The sequence below is a fragment of the Malaciobacter pacificus genome, assembly GCF_004214795.1.
Classification (GTDB): Bacteria; Campylobacterota; Campylobacteria; order Campylobacterales; family Arcobacteraceae; genus Malaciobacter_A; species Malaciobacter_A pacificus.
The window spans coordinates 1,119,164-1,132,869 of sequence record NZ_CP035928.1 but is presented as its reverse complement, the minus strand read 5'-3'; the positions used below and the strand labels follow the sequence as shown (position 1 = coordinate 1,132,869).

12 protein-coding genes and 1 tRNA gene are annotated in these 13,706 nt (G+C 27.8%); 3 read left to right on the top strand and 10 right to left on the bottom strand.

Annotated elements, in window-relative coordinates:
* Positions 1–16: 16 nt before the first annotated feature.
* The 9 genes from APAC_RS05755 to APAC_RS05715 all read right to left on the bottom strand — a co-directional run bounded on the left by APAC_RS05755 (position 17) and on the right by APAC_RS05715 (position 10,394).
* Positions 17–2,221 carry an endonuclease MutS2 gene (locus APAC_RS05755; protein ID WP_130233210.1) on the bottom strand — a complete coding sequence of 735 codons (2,205 nt, stop codon included), beginning with the start codon at positions 2,219–2,221 and terminating at the stop codon, positions 17–19.
* 32 nt (positions 2,222–2,253) lie between these two features.
* A complete protein-coding gene (locus tag APAC_RS05750; protein ID WP_130233209.1) occupies positions 2,254–3,588 on the bottom strand; it encodes an SLC13 family permease in 1,335 nt (444 codons plus the stop codon).
* A gap of 9 nt (positions 3,589–3,597) precedes the next feature.
* Positions 3,598–4,137, bottom strand: coding sequence for a molybdopterin adenylyltransferase (gene mog, locus APAC_RS05745; protein ID WP_130233208.1), 540 nt, complete (start codon positions 4,135–4,137; stop codon positions 3,598–3,600).
* The gene (gene bioV / locus APAC_RS05740; RefSeq protein ID WP_130233207.1) at positions 4,134–4,652 is read right to left on the bottom strand and encodes a pimelyl-ACP methyl ester esterase BioV; all 519 of its coding nucleotides are present in this window, start codon (positions 4,650–4,652) and stop codon (positions 4,134–4,136) included. The genes mog and bioV overlap by 4 nt, the downstream gene beginning before the upstream one ends.
* Positions 4,639–6,111: an AAA family ATPase gene (locus tag APAC_RS05735; RefSeq protein WP_130233206.1), complete on the bottom strand. Its 1,473-nt coding sequence runs from the start codon at positions 6,109–6,111 to the stop codon at positions 4,639–4,641. The genes bioV and APAC_RS05735 overlap by 14 nt, the downstream gene beginning before the upstream one ends.
* Positions 6,092–7,360 (bottom strand): tRNA (N(6)-L-threonylcarbamoyladenosine(37)-C(2))-methylthiotransferase MtaB, encoded by a 1,269-nt coding sequence (gene mtaB, locus APAC_RS05730; RefSeq protein ID WP_130233205.1) that lies wholly within the window; start codon positions 7,358–7,360, stop codon positions 6,092–6,094. The genes APAC_RS05735 and mtaB overlap by 20 nt, the downstream gene beginning before the upstream one ends.
* Positions 7,361–7,383: 23 nt before the next feature.
* Positions 7,384–9,120: a mechanosensitive ion channel domain-containing protein gene (locus tag APAC_RS05725; protein WP_130233204.1), complete on the bottom strand. Its 1,737-nt coding sequence runs from the start codon at positions 9,118–9,120 to the stop codon at positions 7,384–7,386.
* Positions 9,121–10,155 (bottom strand): 3-dehydroquinate synthase, encoded by a 1,035-nt coding sequence (gene aroB, locus APAC_RS05720; RefSeq protein WP_130233203.1) that lies wholly within the window; start codon positions 10,153–10,155, stop codon positions 9,121–9,123.
* Positions 10,156–10,241: 86 nt separating this feature from the next.
* Positions 10,242–10,394 (bottom strand): diguanylate cyclase domain-containing protein, encoded by a 153-nt coding sequence (locus APAC_RS05715; protein ID WP_130233202.1) that lies wholly within the window; start codon positions 10,392–10,394, stop codon positions 10,242–10,244.
* Positions 10,395–10,578: 184 nt separating this feature from the next.
* Between APAC_RS05715 and APAC_RS05710 the strand changes: the two genes are divergently transcribed.
* From APAC_RS05710 to APAC_RS05700, 3 genes are all read left to right on the top strand, one after another.
* Positions 10,579–11,943 carry an IS4 family transposase gene (locus APAC_RS05710; RefSeq protein ID WP_130232179.1) on the top strand — a complete coding sequence of 455 codons (1,365 nt, stop codon included), beginning with the start codon at positions 10,579–10,581 and terminating at the stop codon, positions 11,941–11,943.
* Between the two features lie 42 nt (positions 11,944–11,985).
* Complete coding sequence (locus tag APAC_RS13520) at positions 11,986–12,120, top strand: tyrosine-type recombinase/integrase (RefSeq protein WP_130234591.1); 135 nt, start codon at positions 11,986–11,988, stop codon at positions 12,118–12,120.
* Between the two features lie 172 nt (positions 12,121–12,292).
* Positions 12,293–13,489 carry a Fic family protein gene (locus tag APAC_RS05700; protein ID WP_130233201.1) on the top strand — a complete coding sequence of 399 codons (1,197 nt, stop codon included), beginning with the start codon at positions 12,293–12,295 and terminating at the stop codon, positions 13,487–13,489.
* A gap of 87 nt (positions 13,490–13,576) precedes the next feature.
* Here APAC_RS05700 and APAC_RS13215 read toward each other — a convergent pair.
* A tRNA-Glu gene (locus APAC_RS13215) sits at positions 13,577–13,652 on the bottom strand.
* Positions 13,653–13,706 lie beyond the last annotated feature (54 nt).

The following is a 13,706-nucleotide window of genomic DNA, read 5'->3' as shown; positions in this document are numbered from 1 at the left end:
ATAATTTATACTTATACTAAAGCTTTATAATTTTTGCTCCAAATCCACCTTGATTTGCAGGTGCATCTTCAAAACCTCTTACACTTGGATGTGTTCTTAAGAACTCTTTTACAGCATATGCAAGTTTTCCTGTTCCTATTCCATGATATACTAAAACTTCATCAAATCCAGCAATAAGTGCATCAGATAAAAACTTATCTAAGTTTTCAATTGCTTCATCTGCTCTTTGTCCATGTAAATCAAGTTTTACATGACCAGAATCTGGTCTTTGAACAGTAACAGTTGCTTTTTTAGGTTTTACTTTTGGAACAATTGGATTTCCACTTCTAGTTAAATCAGCTAGCATTACTTGAACTTTCATTCCCATATCATTTTCAATAAATGCTTTTTTTCCTTTTATTGATACAATACTTCCTTTTGTATTTCTATATTTAACTCTATCTCCTACTTTAAGCTCACCTACATCTTGAACTTTTTGCGTTTTAATCTCACTTGCTTTTTTATGTGCTACATTTAAATGCTGATGTGACTCTTTTACTAATTTTGCTTTGATAGCCTTTTTAGCCTCATCCCTAGCATCTTTATACTCTTTATGAAGTTTAGATTTTTCTGAGTAAATATGTTCATCCAGCTTCTCTTTTTGCTCTTCAAGATTTTTAGTTAATCTTTGCATTTTAGATATTTCATCTTCTAAAGCTTTTAGTTTTAACTGATAATCTCTCTCTAATGAACTACTTCTTTCAATTAAATCATTTAACTTATCTTTATCGTCACCATAAACCTCTTTTGCTCTTTTTACTACACTTAAAGGTATTCCATATCTACTTGCAGTTTCAAAAGCATAAGACCTACCAATAGTTCCTTGTAAAAACTCATAAGTTGGTTTTTGATTTTCTTCATCATAAAGTGCAGCTATTAACTCTACATTTTCATTTGCAGCCATTAGTGAAGCTAATCTTTTATGGTGAGTAGTGATAATTATTTTAATATCTCTTTGAATTAAATCTTCAATTATTACTTTAAACAAACTTGCTGCTTCATCTGAATCAGTTCCAAGTTCAATCTCATCAACTCCAACTATTGCACTTTTAGTAGCAAAAAGTTTAGAAAACTCAACCATACGTCCAGCAAAAGTTGAAATATCATTTTTAACACTTTGAGGATCATCTAAAACTGCATTTATTGATTTAAAATTTCCAACAACTGTTTCTTTACTTGCCTTATAAGGAATTAAATATTTTGATAAAAATACAGCTGATAATATTGACTTTAACATCATTGTTTTACCACCTGCATTAACTCCTGTTATCATTACAACTGATTTAGTAAAATCGATTGTGATTGGTTTTGGATCATGCAGTGCTGGGTGAGAAAAGTTTACTAATTTATTTTGATTCTTTTTAGATGGAATAATAAAATTTTTATCTCCTATTTTAGCAAAGAATAATCTTGCTTGATAATGGTCAAATCTATCAAACTCTTTATTTAAGAATTTTAAAAATAGTAAGTTTTTTTCAAATAAACTACTAATCTCTTTACAAACTTTTAAAATAATCTCTTCTTGTTTATTTTTTAAATCACTTTGTCTTTGCTTTAGTTCACTAACACTATGGGGAACTACATAGAAAAAACCTGAATTTGACCTATGAATTACAGAAGCTTTCAATACATGATTAAAACCCCCTCTAACTAATAAACACTCTTCACTATTTATATAATGAACCTGAGAATCAACTAAATAACTTCTAACTTTTGAAGAGTTGATTGTCTTATATAAACTCTGTTTTATCTCTTCTTTATTTTTAGAAATTGCATATTTAATATTGTCATAATCCTCATTAATACCATCTCTTAAATTTGCTTTTTCATCAAAGTAATCAGTTATTTTTGAAATATCAGAAGGAATGATAATTTTATCAATCCATTGGGCTAATTTACCTTCAAAGTTAAATCTTTTTAAGTATAAAAAATATTTGATGATTTTTATAAACTCATAAATATCATCTATTTTTAAGATACCTTGTTTTTGTATATGAATTAATGCTGTATCTAAAGATGCTACTGTTTCTGGTTGTTTGATATCATACTTTGAAAGTTCATTAATTAAATTATAATGTATATTAATATCACCTTCTAAAACTATGGGTTTTTCTCTAGCTAATAGTTTTGAAAATGAGTCAATATAATCTTGTAAATCTAGTTTTTTTAAAATATTTTGCATGGCAGGATTATAGCCAAAAGGCTATAATATTTTTATAAATAATTCTGCCAATAAATAAGGGCAATAAATGTAATGGATAAAATACCTATAATATTAAAAATAAACCCAAACTTTGCCATATCTTTTACCTTAACTGCTCCACTACTCATAGCTATTGCATTTGGTGGTGTTGCTATTGGAAGCATAAATGCATAAGAAGCACAAATTGTTGCAACTAAAAGAATAAAAGTTGGATCAATATTTGCTGCATTACTTAAAGAGTAAATAATTGGTAAAGCAATAGAAATTAATGCAGTATTTGATGTAATTTCTGTTGTAAATGTAATTAAGGTAGCAACTAATAAAACTAAAAATATTATTGGAAGATTTGTTAGTTCCATTAAATAATTTGCAATTTCATTAGCTAAACCTGTTTGTGAAAAAGCAGCTGCGATTGAAAAACCTGCACCAAATAAAAATATAATTTCATAAGGAATTTTTTTAGTATCTTCCCAAGTTAAAAAACCAATTTTTGGTAAAAACATTAAAAGACCATAAGATAATAATATTACTTTTTCATTCATTCCAAGGCCTGAATAAAATGGCTCAATTTTAGAGTTTGCAAATAATAAAACAATTAATGAAGCTAAAATATATAAAAGTCTTTTTTGCTCAGTATTTAAAATCATCTTATTTTTTAAATCAACATCAAACTTTAACTCTTTAACCCCAAGAGATAATATAAAAGGAATGATTAGCAACATTATTAATGCTAAAGGGGCTGTTAAAAGCATCCAATTAATAAAAGATATATTCTCCATTGCATTTTGTTCCATAAAGCCCATCAAAATAAGATTTGGAGGAGTACCTATAGGAGTAATAATACCTCCAATACTCGCTCCATAAGCAATTGCTAGAACTAATCTAAACTTTAGTTTTGAATCATTAGTTAAAAACATTGCAACAGGAATTAAAAGTAGTGCTGTTGTTGTATTTGAAATAAGTGAACTTAAAAATGCAGAGGTAAAAGATAATGAATATATAACACCCCTTGTGGTAGCTGGAAATAGTGTTAAAAGTTTATTGGATACAAATTTATGTAGATTAGTCTTTTCAGTTGCAATTGCAATCATAAAACCACCCAAAAATAAAAAAATAATAGAGTTAGAATAGTTTGCAGTTGTTTCATTTGTACTTAAAATATCAAAAGAAGGAAACAATAAAATAGGCAATAAAGAGACTACACCTAAAGGTAAAGCCTCATTAGTCCAAAGGACAACAAGTAATACAATAATAGCTAGTAAAATTGAGTGACTTACTCCAAAAGCTAAACTAGCAAGAAAATAACTTACTAGTGATAAAACTAATGGAAATAAATATTTCAACATAAAAATTGTCTATTTTTTCTTTGGTCTAAAAGGTTTTATAACCTCTTCATTACACTCTAAAAATGGTCCTTCCATTAAATCAATACAATATGGAATTGCAGGGAAAACTGCATCTAAACACTCTCTAATAGATTTTGGTTTTCCTGGAAGATTTACGATTAAAGAGCTTCCTCTAAGTCCTGCTGTTTGTCTTGAAAGAATTGCTGTTGGTACAAACTTTAATGATTCTGCTCTCATAAGCTCACCAAAACCTGGCATCATTCTATCACATACAGCTTCTGTTGCTTCTGGAGTCACATCACGAGCTGCTGGTCCTGTACCACCTGTTGTTACTACTAAACAACAACCTTCATTATCTACTAAATCTTTTAAAGTATTTTCAATAGTTGTTTGGTCATCTTCAATACATCTATATACTGCTTCCCAAGGAGATGTTAAATAATCATTCATTGTATCTTCAATAGCTTTTCCAGATATATCTTCATAAATACCTTTACTTGCTCTATCACTTGCTGTTATAATTCCAATTTTTGCAATTTCTTTACTCATAAAATATGTCCTTTCTTTTTTATATAATATGTTGTTGAATAATTTAAAAAAAACTCTTTAGCTTTTAGTGGGTCAATGATTTTATCCTCACTTCCTAAATAGACTTCTATTTTAGTTCCTCTATTTACTAATTCTTGAAGTTTTTCTTCACTCCATTCATAGTTTAGTAACTCCTCAAGCTCTTCATAAGTTCCCATACTAAAATATTTATCTATATTTGTATTTGTAGGATTTACCACATTTTTTAAAAAGTTTTTACAATAAGAGTCTGAATCTTTTTTAAAAAACATTAGTTGCATTCTTTTGTATTTTTTATCTTGTGTTTGAAAAAAAGCTGGTGAGAAAAGCTGAAGTTTATCTACTCTTTGCTTAGAATTTAATACCTCTTCAAAAGCTTTAATAGCTCCATATGAAAATCCACTAACTGTAAAATCATTTTGAATTAAATACTCACTAAAAAGCTCTGACTCATTTTTAAAACAAAATCCACTAAAGAATCTTTTAGATATCATCAGTTGTTATTACCTCATTTTGAATCATAATATTTTTAAGTCTATTAACTTCTGCACTATTTTGTGATAATTCTGCTCGAAGGATATTTTTAATATCATCTAATAAATCATCAACATTATTAGCCATATCATAAGTTTCAACTATATCTGTGGCAGTTTTTTTTGCATTTTGTAAGTCTTTTTCACTTATTGCATACTTCTCTTTTTTTAAAACTTCAACACCAATGATTCCAGCTAAATCTCTTTTGATATTTTCACAAAGTTCTTGATATGATGGATAAGTTGAGTTTATCTTTGAAACTCCTTCATCAAATAATGCTACTTTTGATTTAGAAATATATGCCTTACTAGCTTGATAAATAGATAATATCTCTTTTTGTTTCTCATCTAAAATCTTAACTTGTTTTTTACCAAATTCAAGTTTATTTTTAGCAACTTCTATGTCATCCATATCTAAAATTTTTGAACTTCTTTTTATCATATTTAACATAGCTTCATTTATAAGTGTAGCAAGTGCAGCAGAACTAAATCCAGCCGTACTATTTACAAGCTTTTCTAAATCTAATTCATGATTTTTACCATTTAAATATAGTTCTAATATTTTTCTTCTATCATCAACATTTGGAAGTCCTACATGTAATCTTCTATCAAATCTTCCAGCTCTTAAAAGTGCATCATCTAAAACTTCAATCTTATTTGTTGCAGCAATTACAATAACACCACTATCACCATCAAATCCATCCATTTGAGTTAATAGTTCATTTAGTGTTGATTCTCTTTCATCATTTGATTTACCACTTCTAGCTTTTCCAACTGCATCAATTTCATCAATAAATACAATAGCTGGAGCACTTTGTTTTGCTTTTGCAAATAGTTCTCTCACCTTCTTAGCACCCATACCAACATAGATTTGTACAAAACTAGCACCACTTTGATAAAAAAATGGTACATCAGCTTCACCTGCAACAGCTCTTGCAATTAAAGTTTTACCAACACCAGGAGGACCTACTAGTAAAACACCTTTTGGTAATTTAACACCATGTTTTAAGTATTTGTTTGGTTCATTTAAAAAGTCAACTATCTCTTCAAGTTCTTCTTTAATTTCATTAATTCCAGCAATATCTTTAAAAGATACATTTGAAGATACAGAAGATATATTTGTACTTAACTCTTCATTTGAAACAGATGCTCTTGATTTGAGCAACTCTTCATTAAATGCAGATTTTGTAGACTTGTTTTTATTTAAAAACTTTCTTACTTTTTCTTGATTTGCTTTTAAAAGTAATGCTAAAAAAAGCAAGAAAAAAAGAAAAATAACTCCAATATAATAAGAGCTATCTTGAATATGAGAACTACTTTTATAAATAGTGTATAAAAATAAAACCAGCAGAACAACTGCTGATAAAGCCATTAGTTTAAAATTTTTATCAATATTTTTATTGTTATTTGAATTTTGCAACATTTTTATCACTCTTTACTTCATAATCATCAATAAAAATCCAATCACCAACTAAGTCAACTGGCGAATCTACTTCTATTTGATTAAAGAATTGATCTAAACCTATATACTTTCCATTTTTTTCTTGTTCTATTAAAACTTCCAATGTTTTATTATTGCTTTTTCTAAAATCTATATTTTTTTGTTCAATTATTGATGTTAATTCATTGTATCTGATTTTTGCAATATCACCTTTAATTTCAGGTTTCATTGTTGCACTTGGTGTTCCATCTCTTTTTGAGTAAGTGAAAGCATGTACATGAGTTAATGGGAATCTATGTAGATTTTCCATAGCTTCTGCCCAAATTTGATCTGTTTCACCTGGATGTCCAACTATAAAATCTGTTCCTAAAGCATAACCATTGTCTCTTAAAAATTCAAAAAGTTCTAAGTCTGATAATACTTTATTTCTTCTATTCATGATTTTTAACATATCTTTTGATGTGTGTTGCAGTGCGATATGAAGATGTTTTGCCATAAATGGCTCATTAATAATCTCTTTAAATTCATCATCAATTTGAATAGGTTCAATACTTCCCATTCTTATACGTCTAACACCTTTTATTTGAGACATTTTTTTAAGAAGTTTTGCTAAAGAAGTGTGTTGTTTTTTACCATAACTTCCTACATTTGTTCCAGTTAAAATAAATTCACCAAAACCATTTGCAGCTAGTGTTGTAACTTGCTCTAAGATTTTATCTTCTTTATAGCTTCTTGCATCACCTCTTACATAAGGAATAATACAATATGAGCATCTAAAGTCACATCCTTCTTGAATTTTAATAAATGCCCTACTTTTTCCTACAAACTCTTCAACAATAGTTTCATCAATATGCTCTAAATCACCTGCTTGAAAAAATCTCTCTTCTTTTTTTAGAAGTTCATTAATATTCTCTTTTTCACTATGTCCAAAAAGTGAATCAATTTTATCTTCTTTAAAAAGAGTTTCACCCTTAGTCCAAACACCACAACCTGTAAAAACAACCCTTGGGTCTTTTGGAAGTTTTTTAAGACCATTAATATAACCACGAGCTGTGCTATCTGCTCCATTTGTAACTGTACATGAATTTATTACAACAACATCTGCATTTTTTTCATCTTGTGTTATTTCAAAATCTTTTAAATTACTCATCATAACTTGAGTATCAAAAACATTTGTTCTACAACCAAAAGTTTTAAAGTATACCTTTGGTTTATTGCTTGAAAAGTTCATTAAAATCTTATTCCTTAATTTTTCTATCTTTGAATAATTTCATCTTCTAGCTCTTTTATAACTTTTGCTCTAGAAGGTCCATATGCGTTTTGCGTATCATTAATATTAATTTGTTGAGTTGGGTATGCTATATGAATATCTGGTTCTTTCATAAAAGCTTCAAGTATCTCTGGACTCATAGTACTTCTTAATACTAATGCTGCATAAGAGTTTGTTAAATACCATGATGAAATTACAATACCGTGAGGTTCAACAAAAGTAAATACTCTAGGTTCAACTCCCGTTGCTCTTAATTGATATTTACTTCTCATTTTTGATAATTGTTTTCTAGTAATATCAGTATAACCTTTTGAGTAGTGCTTTAAAATATCCCTAGCGATTTTTTGAGCTTTTTTATGGTTTGAATCAAAAGTAATTGTAATATCAATTCCATCCCAAACAGTTCTTAATCCTGAGTGTGTATAGTTTGCAATCATTTCAGAGAAAATGTAGTTATTTGGTATGAAAAAAATTCTTCCTGTTCTTCTATTTACTGTATATGAAGTAAGTGTAATATCTTCTCTAATAGTAATTTTAAATAATGAAATATCTAAAACATCACCAACTGTTTCAACACCATTTCTCATAACTTTAATTCTATCTCCAACTTGGATAGAACCAGATGTTACAATTACCATCCAACCAAATATAGACATAAACCAATCTTTTAATGCAATTGCAATACCAGCTGATGCAAATCCTAGGATTGTAACTAGGTATGAAACATTATCAATGTATGAGAAAAGTAAAACCATAACAATTAAGAAAACAACTGTAAAGTTAATAATCTTATTTGTCATATAGTAACTCTCATTTTGAGAGAAATACTTTTTAAGTGTTAATTTTACTAAAAATGCAAGAATTGATAAAACAACAATAATAGTTAAAATAACTAATATTTTTTGTCCTTGGTCTTGGATTTGATTTTTAATCTCTAAAATTACTTGTTCAATTTTTCTTGTATAAACTTCTTCTGTAGTTGATACAATTTCTAAAACCATATTAAAGTCTTTTTTTTGTTTATCTAAAAAAGTGATTTTTTCTTTATATAGTGCCTGTTGATCTAAATTAAACAACTCTAAATAAAGTAATAACTCTTCATCCAAAAGTGCTGTTAATTTCTCTAAATCTTTTTCCAATTCTTTAAATTGTTTTTGATTATTTTCTAATTTTTTAATTTGAGAAAGAGCATTTATTATTCCAAAGGGATTAGATATATGCTCATATTTTTCAATCTCAGGAGGATTAATTAGTCCTCCAATTGGTGAACCTCTATACTCTTCAATTAGTTCTAACTCATTTTGTTTAACTCTAATTTTATTATGCAGTTGATAGATTTGTTCATCAGAAACATTTCTTTTTTTCTTTAAAGAAGCTTCTAAAGTGGCTAGTTCTGATGATATTTTACTATAAGATACATAGTTCGAATATCTTTTTAGTAAAATATTATTCTTTAATCCATTCTCTATTGTTCCAATTTTATTTTTTAAAAGCTCTATTTGTGCAAGATTTTGCATATCAAGTTCTTGAGCTTTTTTTTCTGCAATCTCTTGAGCTTTTTGCTCTTCTAATTCTTTTTGGGCTTGTGCATATTTTTGCTCGATAATTTGTTGCTCAATTTGTTTTATCTCAGCTTTATCTTTACTATCAATAATATCTACATTTTGAGCTGAAAAACCCAAAGTAGATAAAAAAACTAAAACTAGAATTTTATTTAGCACTTAGAACCCTTTTAATATTTCAATAACATCATCTTTTGAAACTTCATCAGTGATTTTACAATCACCAATACCTATAGGTAAAATAAATTTGATTTTGTTATCAAGTGATTTTTTATCTAAGAAAAAATGTTCATAGAAATCTTCAACATCTTTAATTTTATAAGTTGTTGGTATATCATATTTTTCTAATAATACTTTTACCCTATTCTCTTCATCACTTGTCATAAGACCAAGTTTAACAGCAAGTGCATTTGCCATCATCATACCAATACCAACAGCTTCACCATGTAAATATGTGTCATAATTTGTTTCATTTTCTACAACATGACCAAACGTATGTCCATAGTTTAATGCAGCTCTAATTCCATGTTCTTTTTCATCTTGTGATACAACGTAGGCTTTTGTTTCAACTGATTTTGCAATTGCTATTTGAACATTTTCTTCAACATTTAAATCATTCTGTTCTAACCACTCAAAGAAATCTTTATTAAAAGTTACAGCCATCTTAACAATCTCAGCAACACCTGCACCAAACTCTCTTTTTGGAAGAGTTTTTAACATAAATGGGTCAATATAAACAGCTTGTGGCTGATGAAAAGCACCAATAAGATTTTTTCCAAATTTATTATTGATTCCAGTTTTACCACCAACACTTGCATCAACTTGAGAAAGTAGTGTTGTAGGGATTTGAACAAAGTTAATTCCCCTTTGATAAATTGAAGCAGCAAAACCTGTCATATCTCCAATAACACCACCACCAAATGCAATAAGTAAAGACTTTCTATCTAGTCTATGCTCGAAACAGTGTTCTAGTATCATATCAATTGTTTGCATATTTTTATACTCTTCACCATCAGGAATAGTAACAATACTAAACTCTTTTGCGTCTAATTTAGATTTTAAATAATCTAAATGAAATCCACTAACTGTTGGGTTAGTTACAACAACTACTTTTGTATCAAAGTATAACTCTTTTAGTTCTTCAATAAATATATCATATGAATTATTATTTGGTAAGTCTATTTTAACAGTCATTATTTATCCATAAATTAATCTTAAGTGTATATATATTATCTAATAGAAGCTAAAAATCGAATGAATATAATATCAAATATAATTTTTTAATTATGTCGAATTTGATTTCTTCCAAACTCTTTTGCTTCATATAGTAAATCATCACTTTGTTTATAAAATATATCAGGGTTTTGAATGTTTTTGGCAAAAATATGATTAACACCAATAGAAACAGTAACATATTTACTTAACTTTCGCACGTTAAATTGATTAAAATTGTAGCTAAATCTCCCTAAAACATTACTCCTTTAGTTAATAATCTTATCCTTGTTGACATAAAAATAATTTAGTTGTTTTTCTATGATATTTTTCTATTTTGAACTCTCAATAAAGCCCTTAAATAGGCACTTTTAGCTATAATATCTATTATATTAAAGGGTAAGAATGCAGATAGAATCCAAGATCATCGGTATTATAAACGATAAGTTAAAAAATCCAATCTATGAAACATTACGTTTGTTAAATATGAAAACTATTTTAACCAAGAGCAATTTTTCTAAAAAAGAGGGAGTTGCTGTTCATATGGTTGTATTACATTTTGTATATATGCTGGTTATGAATAAAAAAATATCAACCTTTATGGATCAAAGTAATGATAGTTTCAAAAAAGATGTATATTATCGATTACTTTCCAATACTTCTTATAATTGGAGAAAACTATTATCTCTTAGTTCTTTAAAGATCTTATCACTACTTCATAAAGTGCAAGATTCAAAGCTAGTAAGAGTTCTTATACTTGATGATACTGTTGAAGATAAAGTTGGTAAAAATATAGAGGGAAGTTGTGACAACCTTTGGAGCAATAAAGCAAAGAGAAAAATCAGAGGTGTAAATGTTGTATCACTAAACTATAGTGATGGTTATTCAAATTTTATGTTGGACTTTGCAATTGCTATGAACAGTTATGCAAGGGTAAAGATAGAAGAGTTTACAAATATTATTGATCATCGAACCAATGCACATAAGCGAAGATTGGAAAGCTTAAAAGGGAAATCACAAATTGCTATAGAGATGATTAAAAGAGCAGTAGCTAGTGGTATATATGCAGATTATCTGCTTGTAGATAGCTGGTATTCTAAACCTGTATTTATAGAAACTATGAATGAACTTGGATTGCAAGTCATTTCAAGAATGGTAAACAATGACAGGATATGGAATTTTACAGGAGAGAAAAAGACCCTTGATGGCATCTATAACAAATTTAAAAAGCTTAAATCTATCAAGATGGGTCAATATGGCAAAAAGATAAAGTTTGAGTATTTTTCAACCATAGTTGAACATAAAAAAGCTGGTAAATTAAAAATTGTTTTTATAAAAACAAAAGAGAATTTAATACCAATCGTATCAACCAATCTTATACTTAGTGATGAAGAGATTATAGATATTTATAAAAGACGATGGGATATAGAACAAGGGTATAAAGAACTTCGTGAACACTTTGGATTCGGAAAAGAAGAGAATCGAATCTATGAAGCTTTGATAGCCAGAATTACACTATCTTTTTTTACATACAATGTTGTTAGCTATATAAATCGTATCAGCAATGAACCTAAAACAATTGGTGGATTGTTTAAAGATTTAGAATGTGAACTTCATACTCTAGCAATAGCTATGCAAGCATTTTTAGCTATTTTAGATGAGATTGCAAAAATTGAAGAAGTTGTCAATAGAAATGAGGATTTTACAGCTATCATTGATCTATTAAGAGATGTGACTGGAAAATTGCTTGGTTTTAGGTGCGAAAGTTAAGTTAGTAATAAATATTAAGAAAGATTTTAAGAATAATAGTACATACAAAACCTTTTTAATGATGATATTGATAAAAATGATAGAAAAAATAAAATTGTATTTCACTCACTAAGACATACCTTTGCAAGTCATTTAGCTATAAATGGCACACCAATATTTAAAATTCAAAAACTATAGTTTTAAAATTAGTTACACTTATCTAAGTAAATTAAACAAATAAAATATCTTATAAACACCATAATATAGATGTTATAGAAATAAATATAATTTCAAAATTAGTTACACTTTTTATTTGTTTTTTCACAATATATGTTATACTTTTAAGTAAGTAAATTAAAAAGGAATTATATTGCAATTTTCACCATTAGCACCAATACAACTAGATGGATCGTTTAGTGATGAACTTTTAGAAAAAGCTGAATATATTTGTATTGAAAGTCCAAAGCTATTAGGTGGCTATAATGATGTTGTAATAGATGAAATTAAAAATTTACTAAGAGTAACTAATAGTTATTATTCAAATAGAATAGAATCAGAAGGAACTCACCCTATAAATATTGAAAAAGCAATGAAAAAAGAGTTCTCAAAAGATACAAAAGAAAAACAATTACAATATTTATCACTTGCATATATTCAAACTCAAATTCAATTGGAAAAAGAACTAAGTTTTGATAAAACACCTTTTGATACACAATTTCAAAAACAAATACATAAAAACTTTTATACTTATGAAGGAATGGAGTCTTTTTTAAAGATTAAGAAAGATGAAAAAGATATAAATATGATTCCAGGGGAACTTAGAAATATGGATGTTCAAATTGGTTCTCATATTGCTGTACCATATCAAGAAATAGAGAATACGCTAAGTGATTATAATAATGCATATAATACATCTATAAAACATGGATTAAAAGCAAAAAAGATTATAAATATTTTTTCTTCTCATCATAGATTTGTATGGATACACCCTTTTTTAGATGGGAATGGAAGAACTTCAAGATTATTACTTGATACATTGATTAAATTTATTGGAATTGAGGGATATGGATTATGGAATATCTCAAGAGGACTTGCAAGGGATAATTCTAAATATAAATCACTTTTAGCCAAAGCTGATGAAATTAGAACTAGTGATTATGATGGAAGAGGAAATCTTACAAATAAAGGTTTATATGAATTAGTTAATTTTATGCTTGATATTGCAATAGATCAAATTAATTATATGAAATCAGTTCTTGGAATAAAAGAATTATCTTTAAGAATAGAAAACTATGTGGAGTTTTCTAAAAAGAAAATGTATAGGATAGAGCCTCTACCTAAGAATACAGATAGACTTTTAAAAGAACTACTAATAAAAGGAACTATAAAAAGAGGTGAAGTAGAAAAAATCATAGGTACAAAACAAACAGCAGCATCAAAACTTATGAAAGAACTTTTAGAGAGAAACTACATTCAATCAGATAGTCCAAGAGGAGATATTAGAATTAAATTTAATGCACATTTTGCGATGAAAATATTCCCTGAGTTGATGCCTGATATTGAATAAAGTTTTTAACTGTTAAATTTAATTTTTAAATTAATATTATAGTTGACAAGATTATAGTAATTAGCTCACAAGAGCCCTTTAAATCAATGGCGACCCCGGGATGATTTGAACATCCGTTTTCAGGAGGAAATCCTGACGTCCTTGGCCACTAGACGACAGGGTCAAAAAAAAAGAATTATATATAAACTATTATTCATTTTTTCTTAAAAACCCCACT

Coding starts and splice junctions, on each gene's coding strand:
- mog (WP_130233208.1), bottom strand. CDS start 4,137: ATGAGTAAAGAAATTGCAAAAATTGGAATTATAACAGCAAGTGATAGA.
- APAC_RS05735 (WP_130233206.1), bottom strand. CDS start 6,111: ATGTTGCAAAATTCAAATAACAATAAAAATATTGATAAAAATTTTAAA.
- APAC_RS05755 (WP_130233210.1), bottom strand. CDS start 2,221: ATGCAAAATATTTTAAAAAAACTAGATTTACAAGATTATATTGACTCA.
- aroB (WP_130233203.1), bottom strand. CDS start 10,155: ATGACTGTTAAAATAGACTTACCAAATAATAATTCATATGATATATTT.
- mtaB (WP_130233205.1), bottom strand. CDS start 7,360: ATGAACTTTTCAAGCAATAAACCAAAGGTATACTTTAAAACTTTTGGT.
- APAC_RS05710 (WP_130232179.1), top strand. CDS start 10,579: ATGCAGATAGAATCCAAGATCATCGGTATTATAAACGATAAGTTAAAA.
- APAC_RS05750 (WP_130233209.1), bottom strand. CDS start 3,588: ATGTTGAAATATTTATTTCCATTAGTTTTATCACTAGTAAGTTATTTT.